This window comes from Sphingomonas sp. UYEF23 (assembly GCF_040546165.1).
Lineage (GTDB): Bacteria > Pseudomonadota > Alphaproteobacteria > Sphingomonadales > Sphingomonadaceae > Sphingomonas > Sphingomonas glacialis.
Genome location: NZ_JBEPNG010000003.1, coordinates 214,208 through 230,234 on the forward strand (window position 1 = coordinate 214,208; position 16,027 = coordinate 230,234).

Consider the following 16,027-nt stretch of genomic DNA (forward strand, 5'->3'; position numbering starts at 1 on the left):
TCGCGTTTATCGGCAGCGTCTTCTCGCCCTATTACAAGCTTTCGGGGCGCGGACGGCCCGACAATCACTGCGCGATCAACGTCGCGCTGTGCGGTCCGCGCGGTGGGGCATGGGCGATGACCGAGCGCGGCGCGCGCCATGTCCGGCGCGACGCCGATCATTTCCAGGTCGGACCGAGCGCGCTCAGCTGGGACGGCGATACGCTGGTGATCGCGATCGACGAACGTTCGGCACCGCTGCCCTACCGCGTGCGCGGCACCGTCCGCGTCACCCCGGAGCTGATCGGCACCACCGCCTTCGCGCTCGATCCCGCGGCGCGGCACCGCTGGCACCCCGTCGCCCCGCGCGCGCGCGTCGAGGTGGCGATGACGCATCCTGATCTGGGCTGGTCGGGCAGCGGCTATTGGGACTCGAATTTCGGCGACGAGCCCCTCGAGGCGGGGTTCGACGACTGGCACTGGTCGCGTGCGCACCTGCGCAATGACGTGGCCGTGCTGTACGAGGGGCGACGCCGCGGTGGCGATCCGTTCGAGCTGGCGCTCAAATTCGATCGGCAAGGCCGCTGGCACGACGTCGCGCCGCCACCGCGCGTGCGGCTCCCGCATACCGGCTGGCGTGTCGCGCGTGCGACACGCGCCGATTCCGATGCGACCCCGCTTGTGACGCGGACCTGGATCGACGCGCCCTTCTATGCGCGCTCGGGACTTTCGACGCGGCTGTTCGGCGAGAGCGTCGACGCGGTGCACGAAAGCCTGTCGCTCGCGCGCTTCCGCTCACCGATCGTTCAGTCGATGCTCCCCTACCGGATGCCCCGCGCGCTCTGGTGATTCGTCGCGCTCGGCCTTCTTGGCCTTGTCGCGCGCGATCTCGCGGTTGATCGAGACGAGTTGCCAGACGACGAAGAGGATCGTCGGCACCCCGACGATCGCCATGTCGAGCAAGGCGAAATAGCTATTCGGCATCCGCAAACCCTCGAATCAAGGCGGCGACATCGGCGGGACGTTCTTCGTGCGCGAGATGGCCCAGCCCGGCGAGCACGTCCAACCGGCTGTCGGGCAGCAAGGCCGCGGCTTGGCGGACCGACGCCAGCGCGATCGCCGAATCGGACGACCCGTGGATCAGAAGCGTCGGCACGCGAACGCGCGGCAGATCGCGCGCGAGCGAGTCCAAATCCCAATCCGCCATCATCGTGATCGCGCCCGCGGCGTGATCCGAGGTCGAGAACAGCCGCCGATATAAATCGACCCCGCGCGCGTCGATCGTCGAGCCTGTCGCGCGCTCGAGATAGCGCTTCGCATCGCCCGGCCCGCGCGCGAGCCCCGCGACGAGATGCGGCGCGAACGGATTGACGAACAGCATTCGCGCGAGCGTCGGGAAGAGCGCCGCAGCCAGCCCGGGAAACGGCATCAGCGCGGGGTTGAGCCCGACCAGCCGCGCGGGGTCAGCGCCGCCATCGAGCACCAGCCGCGCCCCGATTGCCGCACCCGCGGAATGCCCCACGACCAGATCAAGCGCGAGCCCGAGCGTGCCGAGCAGTTCCCCCACCGCGCGCGCCATCGCGGGCATCGCCAGCCCGCCGACCGGGCGCCCAGTAGTGAAACCGTGCCCCGGCAGATCGGGCGCGACCACGGTAAAATTTTCCGCCAGCAGCGGTGCAAGATCACGCCAGCTGTGCGTCGCCGCGCCTGTGCCGTGGAGCAGCAGCAACACCGGCCCCGTCCCCATCATCTGGACATGCCAGCGAATGCGCGCGGTATCGACGAATCGGCTCGCGGCGCGATTGGGCCAGTCGCGCCCCTCGGCCTCCCAGCGCGCGCGGCTCATGCGGCCTGCGCCGCCGACACCGCGCGGTGCATCGCCGCGGCATCGGCGCGTGGCAGCGGGAGGTAGCGCGCGCCCATCGCCAGCGCGAGTCGCGCGCCCTCGGGGCGGGGGCGCGCCGCGGTATCGAGGAACACCGCGCCGATTCCGGCCTGACCGATCGCGCGCGCGGCTTGCTCGGCGTCGCGCTCGGCACGCTCGCGCACCGCGCTGCCATCGGCGGCGATGTTGCCGCGTCCGTCGGTCAGCACGACGAGGAAGGGCGTACGTCCGCGCGCGCGCGCCGCTTCGGCGAGCGTTCGCGCCGCGTCGAGCCCGGTGGCGAGCGGCGTGCCGCCACCGCCCGGCAGATCGGCGAGCGCACGCCGCGCACGCGTCAGCGAGCGAGTCGGCGGCAACAAGACCTCCGCGCCGACCCCGCGAAACGCCACCAAAGCGACTTGCGCGCGCTTCACATAGGCTTGCGCGAGCAGCAGCTCGACCGCGCCCTTCGCTTCGGCCAGTCGCGCCGCCGCCGCCGAGCCCGAGGCATCGACCGCGAAGATCGTCACCGTTTCCGCACGCGTCTCGAAGCGACGGATGCGCAGATCGTCGCGGCGAATCCGGATCGCGCCGCCGCCACGCTCGCGCAGCTTCTGCCACGGCGCGGCGGCGCGCAGCGTGTCGATCAAGCTGAGCCGCAAGCCGCCACGCGGAATCCCGGCACGCGCGCCGAGCGGGCGACCGCGCAGCGGCGACTTGCGCCGTTCGCCCGCGCTACGCGCGTGATTGACCCCGCGCCGTGCCGCGCCGGCCGCGAGCCGTTCGAGCACGTCGCGCGGGAGTGCGGCGAGCGCGGCGGCGAGCACAACGTCGTTGGGCGGTTCGGGCGCACCGCGCTCTTCCTCGCTCGACTCGCTTTCGGGCGGCGGGGGTGGCGCGTCGGTCGCGCTGTCGTCCTGCGGCGGGGCGGGAACCCGCGTCGCGCGCGGGCCGAGGACGAGCCGGATCGCGAGGATCACATCGGCTTCGTCGGGTTCGCTGCGCCCCGCCAACGCCGCCGCCGCGCGCGCGGCACGCAGCGCGAACAGCGGAGCGCGCGCCGAATCGATGCCGAGTGCGGCAGCAGCGCCGCTGAGAATCGCGCAAGGGTCGATCGCTGGCGCGTCGCCGCCTGCAATATTCGCTTCGGCGTCGGATGGCAGCGTGTCAGTCGCCCCGCGGCACTCGGACAGGTCGATCCGAAACGCCAGCCGCTCGACCAAGGCCTGCGGCGGCGCTTCGTCCTCGACCCCGTCATCAAACGCGACCACCGCGACGCGTACCGGCACCGCATCGATCGCGCGCGCGTCGAGCACCGCGGTGATCCGCGCCGCAGTCGCTTCGGCGATTCGCTCCGCCATCGGCAGCACGACGATCCCGCCATCCGCGGCCGCGAGCACTCCGCGCTGCCGCACCGGCCGCCCGAGCGCGAGCGTCGCGCCGAGATCGAGCCCACCGAGCAGCGCATCGTCATCGACATGCGCGGGAATCCGCCGCAACGGCGCGCCTTCGGGAAGGTCCGCATGCAAGCGCGCGACGACGCGGTCGCGCACTTCTCCGCCGCCGCGCAGGATCATGCCCCCCAGGCCGACTGGATCGATCGCGCACAACCGCGCCGCTAGCATCGCATCGTCGAGCGGCGAGGCGGCCGTGCTCACGCCGCCGCCAGTTCGTCCAGCGCGCGTTCGATCCGCACCGTCGAGCCCGTCTCGTCGAGCACCCCGCGCCGCAACCGGTGCCGCAACGCGAGCGGGGCGACGCGCGCAAGCTGCGCGGGGCCGACGACGGCTTCGCCATCGAGCGCCGCCAGCGCGCGTGCCGCGCGCATCAGCGTCAGCTCGCCGCGCAAGCCATCGGCGCCGACCGCCATGCACAATCGTGCGGCGCGGGCGAGGATCGCGTCGGGCACGGTCACGTGCGCAAGACCAGCCCGCGCCCGCGCGAGGCGTCGCAGCGTCTTCTTCTCCGCTGCGCGCCACGTCTCGGCGAATTCCGCAGGCGTCCGCTCGAACGCGTCGCAGCGCTTGAGGATCTCGATCCGCGCGGCGAGATCCTGCGGCGTGCGCACCTCGACCGACAGGCCGAAGCGGTCGAGCAATTGCGGGCGGAGTTCGCCCTCCTCGGGATTTCCGCTGCCGACCAGCACGAAGCGCGCCGGATGCCGCACCGACAATCCCTCGCGCTCGACGACGTTCTCGCCCGATGCCGCGACATCGAGCAGCAGGTCGACGATATGGTCCTCGAGCAGGTTGATCTCGTCGATATACAGGAAGCCGCCATTGGCGCGCGCGAGCAAACCAGGTTCGAACGCCTTGACCCCAGCGCCGAGTGCCCGCTCGAAATCGAGCGCGCCCACCACACGGTCCTCGGTCGCGCCGAGCGGCAGATCGACGAAGGGAACGGGGACCGTTGCCTTGCGATCGGGCGGCGGTGCACCCTCGGGATGGAACCCGGCAAGGGCGGCAGGCATTGGGGGAAGCAAGGCGGCGAGCGCGCGCACCGCGGTCGACTTGCCGGTGCCGCGATCGCCGAATACCATCACGCCGCCGATCCGCGCGTCGATCGCGGCCAACAGCAGTGCCAGTTTCATCTCGTCTTGGCCGACGATCGCCGAAAAGGGAAATGCCATGCCCATCGCTCATGTGTACCACGCGCTTGACACTCGGCAAGTGGACAGTCGTCGAAAAGTGATCGGAAACGCCGCATGAGCCCGCTGATCGTCTCGGGCGGATGCGCTGCGGTGTTGCTCGTGGCAGGTGGCCTCGCGACGCCGATCGGGTCGTGGTACAAGGCGCTGCGGAAACCCTGGTGGCAGCCGCCCGGCTGGGCGTTCGGCCCTGCTTGGACGATTCTGCTCGGACTTGCCGCCTGGTCCGCCGCGATCGCATGGCAAGCTGCGCCCGATGCGGCGGCGCGTCAGTCGGTCGTCATCCTGTTCGCGGTCAACGCGGCGTGCCATTTCGCGTGGAGCCCGCTCTTCTTCGCGGTGCGGCGGCCCGATTGGGCGCTGGTCGAAGTCGTCTTTCTGTGGGGCTCGCTCATCGCCTTGCTCGTCGGGCTGTGGCCGATCTCGCATTTCGCTGCGGCGCTGATCGTGCCCTATTTCCTGTGGGTGAGTTTTGCCGCGGTGCTCAACCGCAAGATCGTGCAGTTCAACGGGCCGTTCGGCTGAGGCTTTCGCGCTAATATTGTCGGCGCTCGCCAAAGGGCGTACAGTCCTCACTCCAAGACAAAGGAAAGTACGCTTAGGACGAGGACCAACCGATGACCGCCACCCTACACGCAACCGCCCTGCCCGCACGCGCCGCCGATCTGCCCGAGATCCGACGAATCGAGACAGCCGACTTGACCTGGGCGCTGGCGGAGGGGTGGAAGGACTTTACCGAAAAGCGCGGCGATCTGATCTTTCTCGGGCTGCTCTATCCCGTCATCTGCTTCGTGGCGGTCGCGCTCGCCTTCAACGCGCCGCTGCTGCCCTTGCTCTTTCCGCTCGTCGCAGGGCTCTCGATCGCCGGGCCGGCCGTGGCATCGGACTTCTACGAACTCGCGCGGCGCCGTGAGGAAGGCCGCGACTCGAGCTGGTGGCACTTCCTCGATCCGCTCAACGGGCGCAGCCGCTGGCCGCTCGCGCTGCTGACCGGCGGAATCGCGCTGCTCTTCGTGGCATGGCTCGGCGTCGCCTATGCGATCTATCAAGCGACCTTCGGCACGGTCGGGCCGATGCAGCCCGGTGACGTGATCGCGCGGCTGTTCACCACGGCGGAGGGCTGGCAGCTGATCGTGCTCGGCAATCTTGCCGGCGGGGCGTTTGCGCTGGCGACGCTCGTCGTCGCGGTCGTCGCGTTCCCGATGGTGGTCGATCAACCCGTCGATGCTGTGACGGCGGTGCGCACGTCGCTCGCCGCGGTGCGCGAGAATCCGCGCGAAGTGCTCGGCTGGGGCGTGCGGGTCGCGGGGCTGCTCGCGCTTGGCATGATCCCGGCGGCGATCGGGCTGGCGGTGGTGCTGCCGTGGCTCGGCTACGCCACCTGGCACCTCTACACGCGGCTGGTGGTGCGCTAACGCGCCGCCGCGCGCTGTGCGGCCGCCATCTTGTCGAACTGATCGAGCGCGGCGAGCCGCTGGACGATGTCGTCGCGATACGGCGCGTTCGGCGGTGTCACGCTCAGCGCGAACGCCCAGGCCGGCCGTGCCTGTGCGACCTCACCGGCATCGACATACGCCATGCCGAGGAAGAACGTCGGCCCCGGGCTGCGCGGCGCAAGCGCAACCGCGCGACGGAAGGCGAACTTCGCCGCCGGCGACACCGCAGTGTCGTGCAGCGCGAGGACATAGCCGAGCCCGGTCCACAGGGCAGCGTCGCCGGGGCGCAGCGCGATCTCGCGGCGCAGGCCATCGGCGGCAGCATGCGCGTCGCCCGCCGCCAGCCGCGCATCGGCGCTGGCAAGCGCGAGACTGTCCTCGCGCGACGGCGCGAACACCGCCTCGCGGAACGCGACCATCCCGGGATCGACCGCGATCGGCGTGACATCAGCGGCGATCGGCTTGCCCGGCACATGCCGCGCCGCCTGCACCGCAAAGCCCGCCGCGCCGAGCATCAGCGCCGCGCCGACAAAGCTCCACAAGCGGCGCCCGACGCCCAATCCCCACAGCATCCCCGCCGCGACGATCCCGACCAGGGCGAGCATGAGCAGGTTCATCGTTTCGCCCGCCGCTTGAAACTCGCACGGGCGAACCAGACGCCGAGCGCCAGCAAGATCAACGGCGCGATCCACAAGGGAGCGGTCACCGCGCTGAGCGGCGGATCGTAGCTGACATAGTCGCCATAGCGCGCAATCAGCCACGCCCGGATCGCCTCGGGGCTCTGCCCCGCGGCGATCCGCGTGCGGACCAGCGCGCGCATGTCGCCCGCCATCTCGGCATTGCTGTCGGCGATCGACTGGCCCTGGCAGACGACGCAGCGCAGCGTCAGCATCAACGTCTGCGCCTGCGCTTCCTTGGCCGGGTCCTTGAGCTGGACATTGGCGAGCGGCGCGGGCGGAAGGTTGCTGTCGGCAAACGCCGGTGCCGCAACCAGCATCAACAGCGGGAGCAGCAACCGCTTCACCGCGCGTTCCTCACCGCCGCGATCAGCCCCGGCACCTCCTCGGCGCGGATGTCGCCGACATGCTGGAGTACGATTCGCCCGTCGCCGCCGATCACGAAGGTTTCGGGCACCCCCGACGATCCGAGCGCGAGCTGGACCGAACTCGTCTTGTCGTCACCGATCGCGGCATAAGGATCGCCATTGCGCGCGAGGAACTCGGCGATCGCGGCGGGCGTATCGCGGATCGCGACGGCGTCGATCTCGACCCCGGCCTGCTTGAGCTTGAGCAATTGCGGCGCCTCGGCGATACACGGGATGCACCAGCTGGCAAAGACGTTGAGCAAGCGCGGCTTGCCCGTCGCAAACGCTGCAGTGGCGAGCCCCGGCTTGCCCGGCACGATCGGCGGGAGCGCGAACTGCGGCAAGCGTTGGCCGACCAACGCCGAGCGGACGGTGCGGTCCGCAGGCTTGTAGAGTCCCCAGCCGACCAGGCCGAGCAAGCCCAGCGCGACGGCGAACGGCACCCAGATCAGCCAGCGCTTCATGCGTACGCCTCGCGCACCCGCACGCGGCGTTCGCGGCGCAAACGCCCGAGCAGCGACAGCGCGCCGCCGATCGCGACGAGCGCGCCGCCGAACCAGATCAGCGTCACGAACGGCTTCCACCACAGCCGCAGCTGCCACCGCCCGGTGCCGTCGGGCTCACCGAGCACGGTGTAGAGTTGCCCGTCCCAGCGCGTCGCGATCGCCGACTCGCTCGTCACCGTCACCGGATTGGCGAAGAAGCGCGATTGCGGGCGGAGATAGAAGACCGCGCCGTCGGCCCCGCGCCGCGCGCTCAGCCGCGCTTCGAGCGCCGACCAATTGGGGCCGACCACGGGCTTGATCCCGTCGAGCGTCACGCTGAACGGCCCGGCGCGATACGGCTCGCCGACGCGCACCGCGACGAGCGTCTCCTGCGTGAAGGCGGCGTCGCACGCCATGCCGGCAAGGCTCACCGCGATCCCGAGATGCGCGACGACCATGCCGTAGGTGAAGAGCGGCGTGCGGCGCAGGTTGCGCCCCCACAGCGGCAACACGCTCGCCACCGCGAGCCCGATCGCGAGCGCCAGTCCGAACAGCGGCAGCCACGCGATCCCGCCGCCGAGCGCGACCAAGGCAACGAGCGCGAAGCCCGTCACCGCGACGGGTGCGATCATCCGCCCGAGCACCACGCCCGGATCGTCGCGCCGCCACCGCACCATCGGCCCGATCGCCATCACCACGCCGAGCGCCAGCGCGATCGGACCGATGAACTTGTCGAAGAACGGCTTGCCGATCGACAATTGCGTCCCGAAGCCCGCCGCGACGATCGGATAGAGCGTGAACAGCAGAACGAGCGCGAGGATCACCGAGAGCAGCAGATTGTTGACGATCAACGCGCCCTCGCGGCTGACCGCGTCGAAGGTGTTGCCTTGCTTCACCGTGCCGACGCGGAGCGCGAACAGCAGCAGCGCGCCGCCGATATAGATGGCGAGCAGCGCAAGGATGAACGATCCGCGCGTCGGATCGACCGCGAAGGCGTGGACGCTGGTGAGGATGCCCGAACGCACCAGGAAGGTGCCGATCATCGACATCGAAAACGCAACGACGGCGAGCATCAGCGTCCACGCGCGCAAGCCGTCGCGGGTCGCCAGCACACTGACCGAATGCAGCAAGGCGGTCGCCGCGAGCCACGGCATCAGCGAGGCGTTCTCGACCGGATCCCAGAACCACCAGCCGCCCCAGCCGAGCTCGTAATACGCCCAATACGATCCCGCGGTAATGCCGAGCGTCAGGAAGATCCAGGCACCCAGCACCCACGGCCGCATCGCGCGCGCAAACGCCGGCCCGACATCGCGCGTGATCATCGCGCCGACCGCGAAGGAGAAAGCGATCGAGATGCCGACATAGCCGATGTAGAGCGTCGGCGGATGGAACGCCAAGCCGGGGTCCTGCAACAACGGGTTGAGCCCGTTGCCATCGGCGGGCGCGGGATCGAGCCGCGCGAACGGGTTCGAGGAAAACAGCAGGAAGGCGTAGAAGCCAAGCGCGATCGCCGCCTGCGCGCCGAGCGTCGCGATCAGCGTGCGGGTCGCGAGGCTGCGCTCCAACAGCGCGACCGCCGCGCCGGCGATGCCGAGGATCGTCACCCACAGCAGCATCGAGCCTTCATGGTTCCCCCACGCGCCCGCGATCTTGTAGAGCATCGGCTTGTCGGAATGGCTGTTCTCGGCGACGAGCAGCACCGACATGTCGCTGCGCACGAACACCGTGATGAGCAGCAGCATCGCGAACAGGGCGAGCACGCCCTGCACCACCGCGACCGGTCGGACCGCGGCGATGATGTCGGCGGTGAGCGTGGTTTCCGCGTCGGTTCGCGCCGAGCCTGTCGCCTCAGCGCGAAGGGGGGTGGAGCGCCAGACCCCCATTCCCGCCAGCACGAGCTGCAACAGCGCGAGCGCAGCGGCGAACCACAGAGCGGCAAGGCCGGCCTCGGCGATCACAGTGCCGCCCCTTGGGCGTCGGCCCCGGCTCGTCCCGGGGTCCGCCCTGCAACGAGCGCCGCGCGTGCGGCGCGGTGGACCCCGGCGCGCGCCCGGGGTGCCGAAGCATGGCGTGACGAACGGCGCGCCCTCATTGCTGCAACGTCTTCGTCTCGTGCATCTTGCCGGCGATTTCGGGGGGCATGTATTTCTCGTCGTGCTTGGCGAGCAGATTGGTCGCGGTGAAGCTGCCGTCGGGGTTGAACGATCCTTCGGCGACGACGCCCGATTTCTCGCGGAACAGGTCGGGCGCGATGCCTTTATAGGCGACCGGCACCGTCGCGACGCCATCGGTCACGACGAAGCGCATCGAAACGCCATCGGCGAGCCGCTGGATCGAATGATCGGCGACCATTCCGCCAAGTCGCACCGCACGCCCGATCGGCAGGCCGTCCTTCTTGACGTCGCCCGGCGCGTAGAAGAACGCCGCCTGGTCCTTGAGCGCGGAGAGCGCGAGCAAACTCGCCCCGCCGACCGCACCGATCGCAAGCAGGACAAGCGTGAGGCGTTGATGCTTGGCTTTCATTTCTTTTCGCAGCCGCGCATCGCGAGAAAGCTCCACACGGCGAGCCCAACCGAGACGACCCCGGTCAACGCATACGCCGCCGTCACGAACGGCCAGGGATTCATGCAGTCACCTCGACGACATTGGCCATCCGCCGCAGCCGCGCCTCGGCCTTGGTGCGCGCGAGGATCGTGCGCATCCGCATCAGCACGATCCCTGCGAAGAAAAAGGTGAAGCCGCCGAGCGTGAACCACAGCGGCCACAGGATCGACGAATCGATCGTCGATTTGGTGAGGCCGATACTCTGCCCCTGGTGGAGCGTATTCCACCATACCACCGAATAGCGGATGATCGGCAGCAATACCGATCCGGCGATCCCGTAGAGCGCCGGGATCCGCCCATCGCCGCCGCGATCGTCATCGGCCCGGACCAGCGCCATGAAGCCGAGATAGACGAAGAACAGCAACAGCATCGAGGTCAACCGCCCGTCCCACTGCCACCACGTCCCCCAGGTCGGGCGACCCCAGATCGACCCCGTCGCGAGGCACAGCCCGGCGAACACCGCCCCCGGCAACGCGATCGCGCGTGCGGCGATCATCGCGAGCGGATGCCGCCAGACGAGGAACACCAGCGACGAGATCGCGATCCCGCTCCATCCGCCCATGCCGAGCCATGCGGTCGGCACATGGATATAGAGGATGCGGACGGTCTCGCCCTGCAGATAGTCGGGCGGGGTTTGCGTGAGACCACCCCAGACGCCGATGCCGATGAGCCCGACGCCGAGCCAGAACAAGACGGGCGTGAGCGGACGCGCAAGCTTCAGAAAACGGGCCGGATTGGCGAGGATGTGGAGGCTCGGCACGCGGGCGAGGTTACGCAAGAAACGTGGAAGAATCTACAGTCAAGCCAGCCTCCCCTTTACCGTCGCGCGCGGATTTTCACTCCGCTGCGCGTAATCCGTTCTCACCATAATCAACATCCTCGGGCAGTGCCCAGAGCAATTCGTGCTTGGTCAGCACGCGGCCGTCCCACGCGCGCACGTCGATCGGGGCGATCGGGCGCATGTCGCGCTTGTCGACCAGCACCGGGCTGGCGCGAAAGCCCGTCTCCCAGCGCTCGCCCCATTGCCGCAGCGCGAGCATCGTCGGCAACAGCGCAGCGCCCTTCTCCGTCAGCTCATACTGGATCTTGCGCCGGTCGGCGGCGACCGCGGTGCGCGTGAGGATGCCATGCTCGACCAACCGCCCCAGCCGATTGGCAAGGATGTTGCGCGCAATCCCGAGCTCGGACTGGAATTCCTCGAAATGGTGCAGGCCGTTGAACGCGGCGCGCAGGATCATGAAGCTCCAGCGCTCGCCCATCGCTTCGAGCGCCGCGGGGAGGCTGCATTCCACCAAATCCCGCAAGGGCTCGCGCAACTTTGCATCCATAATCGGAAACCCTAACGCATTTATAGGTAAAGGGGGAAGCAAAACTACGTTTTGACTTGCAACTCGCAACTGCAGCATTTAGGTAGCGGATCGAAACTGACAAGGCAAGGAGTCTCCCCATGATCCGTTCGCTTCCGCTTGCCGTCGCCGCGTTCGTGGCGACGCTCCCCTTCGTGCCGACCGTCGCGCACGCCGCCGACGCTGCTCCGTATTACGCCGCGACCCCGGTCGCTGCGCCCGCCAAGACGATGCTGATCACCAACGGCACCGTGTGGAAGTGGAACGACACCGCCTTCACCGCGAACAAGGGTCCGCAGCGCGAAGGCATCGTGTGCGAGATGATCGCGCAGCGTGCCGGCAAGCTTTCGGCGTTCGCGATTGCCGGCCAGCCGCTCGATGCCGACGCGCTCGCCAAGTGCAACGCCCGCGCCAAATAAGCGTGGCTACAGACCGATCGAAGCCCCTTTCGCAAGCGTGCGAGAGGGGCTTTTTTCTGCGATTCGCGCAAACATGTTGCAAAGCAACACTTCGTGACGCCATCTTGGTTTGAGATGTTGCGTCAGTATGAACTCGTCGATCGTGTCCTGGAGTACGATCCCTCGGCCAATGAGGCGCTGCTCAACCGCGCCTATGTCTTTTCGATGCAGGCGCACGGATCGCAGAAGCGCGCGAATGGCGATCCCTATTTCAGCCATCCGATCGAAGTCGCCGGCATCCTGACCGACCTCCATCTCGACGACGAGACGATTGCGACGGCGATCCTCCACGACACGATCGAGGACACCGTCGCCACCCCCGAGGAGATCACCCGCCTCTTCGGCGCGAGTGTCGCGCGGCTGGTCGATGGCGTCACCAAGCTGTCGAAGATCGAAGCGCAGACCGAGAACGAGCGCGCCGCGGAAAATCTCCGCAAATTCCTGCTCGCCATGTCGGACGATATCCGCGTGCTGCTGGTCAAGCTTGCCGATCGGCTGCACAACATGCGCACGCTGCATTTCATCAAGAATCCCGACAAGCGCAAACGCATCGCGCGCGAGACGATGGACATCTACGCGCCGCTCGCCGAGCGGATCGGCATGTACGAGTTCATGAAGGAGATGCAGACGCTCGCCTTCGCGCAGCTCGAGCCCGAGGCGTTCGAATCGATCACCAAGCGCCTCGCCCAGCTCAAGGACGGCGGCGGGGACCGCATCGCCAAGATCGGGTCGGGGCTCAAGCTGCTGCTCAGCCGCCAGGGAATCGAAGGCGACGTATCGGGGCGCGAAAAGCACCCCTATTCGATCTGGAAGAAGATGGCCGAGCGGCACATCAGCTTCGAGCAGCTCAGCGACATCATGGCGTTCCGCGTGATCGTGCCCGATGAAGAGGCGTGCTACACCGCACTCGGCGTGATCCACCGCCGCTGGCCGATGGTGCCGGGGCGTTTCAAGGATTACATCTCGACCCCCAAGCGCAACGGCTATCGCTCGCTGCACACCACGGTGATCCATGCCGACAATACGCGCGTCGAGATCCAGATCCGCACGCGCGCCATGCACGAAGAGGCCGAACTCGGGCTCGCCGCGCACTGGGCGTACAAGCAGGACAAGGTCCGGCCCGATTCACAAGTCAGCTGGATCCGCGATCTGGTCGAGATCCTCGACAATGCCGAGAGCCCCGAAGAGCTGCTCGAGCATACCAAGATGGCGATGTACCAGGATCGCATCTTCGCCTTCACCCCCAAGGGCGAGCTCCACCAGCTGCCCAAGGGCGCCTCGCCGATCGATTTCGCCTATGCCGTCCACACCGATCTCGGCGATCAGGCGGTCGGCGCGAAGATCAACGGGCGCGTGGTCCCCTTGCGCACCGTGATCGACAATGGCGACCAAGTGCAGATCCTGCGGTCCAAGGCGCAGGAGCCGCAGCCTGGCTGGCTCAACTTCGCGATCACCGGCAAGGCGCGCGCCGCGATCCGGCGGCATCTGCGCCACAAGGAGCGGATCGAGACACAAGCGCTCGGCCGCAAGATGTACGACGAGCTGGTCTCGCGTCTCCCCGCCCCGCTCGCCGGCAATGCGCAGGCGATGGCGATGCAGCGTCTCAAGGTGTCCGACGAAGCCGCCTTGCTCGAGGCGATCGCGCGCCGCCGGATTCCCGACGCCGCGGTGATGGAAGCGTTGATGCCAGGCTCGGCCGGCGTCGACGCAATGCGTGATTTGCCGCCGCAGTCGAGCGCGATCTCGATCCGCGGGCTGACCGCAGGCGTCGCGTTCGATCTCGCCGAATGCTGTCACCCCGTCCCCGGTGACCGGATCGTCGGGCTGCGCCGCCCCGACGCCGGGATCGAAGTCCATACGATCGATTGCCCGATCCTCGGTGCCGCCGACGATACCGATTGGGTCGACCTCTCCTGGGGCGACAAGACCGAGGGCGCGACCGGACGGATCTCGGTCGAGGTCAAGAACGAACCCGGCGCGCTTGGCACGATCGCGACGATCATCGGCGCGCAAAAGGCCAACATCGTCAATCTGCGGCTCGATAACCGCGATACCGGCTTCCACACCAATACGATCGATGTCGAGGTCCACGACGTCCAGCATTTGATGCATGTCATCGCCGCGCTGCGCGCCGCCGACGCGGTTAACGCGGTGACGCGCGTCTAGTACGCCGCCGCCGGACCGACACCCTTGCGCGCCAAGGGCGAGCCGTTAGGCTGCGCTGCGGGCAGACAAAGGGATGATGATGGACCGGCGTGATTTTCTGTGTTCGACGAGCGTGTTCGGCGCGCTCGCCCTTCTTCCCGCCGCCGCTGCCCGCGCCGCGATCGCGGCCGCGCCGGGCGATGCTGCGCTCGCGGCGCTGTTCGACCGGATCTTCGCCGAAGGGCTGCAGGAAAGCCCCGAAAGCGCGACGCAGCTCGGGCTCGACAAGGGCGCCAACGCCGCGCTGAAGCACCGGCTCGACGACCCCTCGCTCGCCAATCGGGCGCAGGGTCTCGCTCGGACACGCCGCGCGATCGCCGCGCTCGACGCGATCGATCCCGCGACGCTCTCCCCGGCGAGCAAGCTCGACCGCGAAGTCGTGCTCTATTCGCTGCGCCAGCGCGAAGTCGGCCCCGCGCGCTTCGGCGTCGGCTCGCCGCAGCGTCCCTATGCGATCACGCAGCAGCAAGGCGCCTATTTCGGGGTCCCCGACTTCCTCAATTCGCGCCATGTCGTCGCGAATGCCGCAGATGCCGAAGCTTATCTCGACCGCCTCGCCGATTTCGCGCGCGTGCTCGATGCCGAGAATGCCGTGCAGGCGGAAGCGGCCAAGCGTGGCTTGCTCGCCCCCGCCTTCGCGCTCGATCTCGCGCTCGGGCAGATGGCCGCTTTGCGCAAGCCCGCCCCCGCCGAGAGCGGCCTCGTCACTTCGCTCACGCGCCGCACGACGGCCGCCAAGTTGCCCGGCGATTACGCTGGCCGCGCGACCAAAATCGTTGCCGATGCCGTCTATCCGGCGCTCGACCGGCAGATCGCACTCGTCACGCGACTGCGCCGCACCGCGCGGACCGATGTCGGGCTGTGGTCGGTGCCCAATGGCGACGCGCTCTATGCTGCCGCACTGGCAAGCGCGACGACGACCGATTTCACGCCCGATCAAGTCCATCAGATGGGGCTCGACCAAGTCGCCGAAATCGGCGCCAAACTCGATTCGCTGCTCAAGGCGCAAGGGCTGACCACCGGCAGCGTGAGCGCCCGGCTCGACACGCTCAACACCACGCCGTCACAGCTCTTTCCCGACACGCCCGAAGGCCGCGCCGCGTTGCTCGCAAGCCTCAACGGCCAGGTGCGGACGATGCAGGCGCGGCTGCCAACGCTGTTCATCAACCCGCCCGACGCCCCGCTCGAGATCCGCAGCGTGCCGGTGGAAATCCAGGACGGCGCGTCGAACGGCTATTATTACCGCGCCGCGCTCGATGGCTCGCGCCCGGCGATCTATTGGATCAACCTCAAGCACATCACCGATTGGCCGAAATACGGGCTGCCGACGCTGACGCATCACGAGGGCGTCCCCGGCCACCACCTCCAGATCAGCATCGCGCAAGGCGCCGCAGGGCCGCTGATCCGCAAGACGAGCTTCTTCAACGCCTATACCGAGGGCTGGGCACTGTATGCCGAGCAACTCGCCGACGAGAGCGGCGTGTACGACCAGGATCCACTCTCGCGGATCGGCTATTATCAGTCGCTGCTGTTCCGCGCATGCCGGCTCGTCGTCGATACGGGCATGCACGCCAAGCGCTGGAGCCGCGAAAAGGCGATCGCCTATATGGTCGAGATCACCGGCTTCCCGCCCCCGCGCGCGACGAGCGAGATCAACCGCTATTGCACCATGCCGGGACAGGCGTGCAGTTACAAGATCGGCCATGTCAGCTGGCTGCGCGCGCGCGCCAAGGCCAAGACGATCCTCGGCGCGAAGTTCGACGTGCGGCAATTCCATGAAATTTTGCGCAACGGCGCGGTGCCGCTGGTCATTCTCGAACGGCTCGCCGAGGAGCGCGCGCGGGCTCAGGCGTGAGCTCGCCTGCATAGGCGCGATGCGGATAGGCGATGACGTAGCGGCAAAGCGGCGCTAAACCTGCC

Annotated in this window: 17 protein-coding genes; 6 read left to right on the plus strand and 11 right to left on the minus strand. The window is 68.3% G+C overall.

The genetic code is table 11. The features are described from left to right. Positions 1–8: 8 nt before the first annotated feature. Positions 9–827, plus strand: coding sequence for a carotenoid 1,2-hydratase family protein (locus ABIB28_RS07090; protein WP_502958225.1), 819 nt, complete (start codon positions 9–11; stop codon positions 825–827). Here the strand turns inward: ABIB28_RS07090 and ABIB28_RS07095 are convergent. The 4 genes from ABIB28_RS07095 to ABIB28_RS07110 are packed head-to-tail and all read right to left on the minus strand — an operon-like array spanning position 774 to position 4,477. Continuing rightward, positions 774–962 carry a hypothetical protein gene (locus tag ABIB28_RS07095; protein ID WP_133191426.1) on the minus strand — a complete coding sequence of 63 codons (189 nt, stop codon included), beginning with the start codon at positions 960–962 and terminating at the stop codon, positions 774–776. The genes ABIB28_RS07090 and ABIB28_RS07095 overlap by 54 nt on opposite strands. After that, a complete protein-coding gene (bchO, locus tag ABIB28_RS07100; RefSeq protein WP_354287418.1) occupies positions 952–1,824 on the minus strand; it encodes an alpha/beta fold hydrolase BchO in 873 nt (290 codons plus the stop codon). The genes ABIB28_RS07095 and bchO overlap by 11 nt, the downstream gene beginning before the upstream one ends. After that, positions 1,821–3,500 (minus strand): magnesium chelatase subunit D, encoded by a 1,680-nt coding sequence (locus tag ABIB28_RS07105; protein ID WP_354287420.1) that lies wholly within the window; start codon positions 3,498–3,500, stop codon positions 1,821–1,823. The genes bchO and ABIB28_RS07105 overlap by 4 nt, the downstream gene beginning before the upstream one ends. Next, on the minus strand, positions 3,497–4,477 hold the full coding sequence (locus ABIB28_RS07110) for a magnesium chelatase ATPase subunit I (protein ID WP_354287422.1): 981 nt from the start codon (positions 4,475–4,477) through the stop codon (positions 3,497–3,499). Before ABIB28_RS07110 ends, ABIB28_RS07105 begins: the two co-directional genes overlap by 4 nt. A 69-nt stretch (positions 4,478–4,546) precedes the next feature. Between ABIB28_RS07110 and ABIB28_RS07115 the strand changes: the two genes are divergently transcribed. After that, positions 4,547–5,014, plus strand: a complete 468-nt coding sequence (locus tag ABIB28_RS07115; protein WP_354287424.1) for a TspO/MBR family protein — start codon at positions 4,547–4,549, stop codon at positions 5,012–5,014. A 92-nt stretch (positions 5,015–5,106) separates the two neighbouring features. After that, positions 5,107–5,904 (plus strand): DUF2189 domain-containing protein, encoded by a 798-nt coding sequence (locus ABIB28_RS07120; protein ID WP_354287426.1) that lies wholly within the window; start codon positions 5,107–5,109, stop codon positions 5,902–5,904. Here ABIB28_RS07120 and ABIB28_RS07125 read toward each other — a convergent pair. From ABIB28_RS07125 to ABIB28_RS07155, 7 genes are all read right to left on the minus strand, one after another. Next, the gene (locus ABIB28_RS07125) at positions 5,901–6,542 is read right to left on the minus strand and encodes a tetratricopeptide repeat protein (protein ID WP_354287428.1); all 642 of its coding nucleotides are present in this window, start codon (positions 6,540–6,542) and stop codon (positions 5,901–5,903) included. The two genes, ABIB28_RS07120 and ABIB28_RS07125, sit on opposite strands and share 4 nt — an antisense overlap. Then, positions 6,539–6,922 carry a cytochrome c-type biogenesis protein gene (locus ABIB28_RS07130; protein WP_133192150.1) on the minus strand — a complete coding sequence of 128 codons (384 nt, stop codon included), beginning with the start codon at positions 6,920–6,922 and terminating at the stop codon, positions 6,539–6,541. The genes ABIB28_RS07125 and ABIB28_RS07130 overlap by 4 nt, the downstream gene beginning before the upstream one ends. Before the next feature lie 23 nt (positions 6,923–6,945). Further along, on the minus strand, positions 6,946–7,473 hold the full coding sequence (locus tag ABIB28_RS07135; RefSeq protein WP_354287430.1) for a redoxin family protein: 528 nt from the start codon (positions 7,471–7,473) through the stop codon (positions 6,946–6,948). Further along, positions 7,470–9,452, minus strand: coding sequence for a heme lyase CcmF/NrfE family subunit (locus tag ABIB28_RS07140; protein WP_354287432.1), 1,983 nt, complete (start codon positions 9,450–9,452; stop codon positions 7,470–7,472). The genes ABIB28_RS07135 and ABIB28_RS07140 overlap by 4 nt, the downstream gene beginning before the upstream one ends. Before the next feature lie 130 nt (positions 9,453–9,582). After that, positions 9,583–10,017 carry a cytochrome c maturation protein CcmE gene (gene ccmE, locus ABIB28_RS07145; protein WP_189676405.1) on the minus strand — a complete coding sequence of 145 codons (435 nt, stop codon included), beginning with the start codon at positions 10,015–10,017 and terminating at the stop codon, positions 9,583–9,585. Positions 10,018–10,117: 100 nt separating this feature from the next. After that, the gene (gene ccmC / locus ABIB28_RS07150) at positions 10,118–10,858 is read right to left on the minus strand and encodes a heme ABC transporter permease CcmC (protein ID WP_133192149.1); all 741 of its coding nucleotides are present in this window, start codon (positions 10,856–10,858) and stop codon (positions 10,118–10,120) included. Positions 10,859–10,934: 76 nt separating this feature from the next. Continuing rightward, entirely contained in the window at positions 10,935–11,426 is a 492-nt protein-coding gene (locus tag ABIB28_RS07155) for a winged helix-turn-helix transcriptional regulator (RefSeq protein WP_133191416.1), read from the minus strand. 119 nt (positions 11,427–11,545) lie between these two features. Between ABIB28_RS07155 and ABIB28_RS07160 the strand changes: the two genes are divergently transcribed. From ABIB28_RS07160 to ABIB28_RS07170, 3 genes are all read left to right on the plus strand, one after another. After that, positions 11,546–11,863, plus strand: coding sequence for a CC_3452 family protein (locus ABIB28_RS07160; RefSeq protein WP_206365596.1), 318 nt, complete (start codon positions 11,546–11,548; stop codon positions 11,861–11,863). A gap of 114 nt (positions 11,864–11,977) precedes the next feature. Further along, entirely contained in the window at positions 11,978–14,068 is a 2,091-nt protein-coding gene (locus ABIB28_RS07165) for a RelA/SpoT family protein (protein WP_133191415.1), read from the plus strand. A 79-nt stretch (positions 14,069–14,147) separates the two neighbouring features. Continuing rightward, complete coding sequence (locus ABIB28_RS07170) at positions 14,148–15,962, plus strand: DUF885 domain-containing protein (protein WP_354287435.1); 1,815 nt, start codon at positions 14,148–14,150, stop codon at positions 15,960–15,962. Positions 15,963–16,027 lie beyond the last annotated feature (65 nt).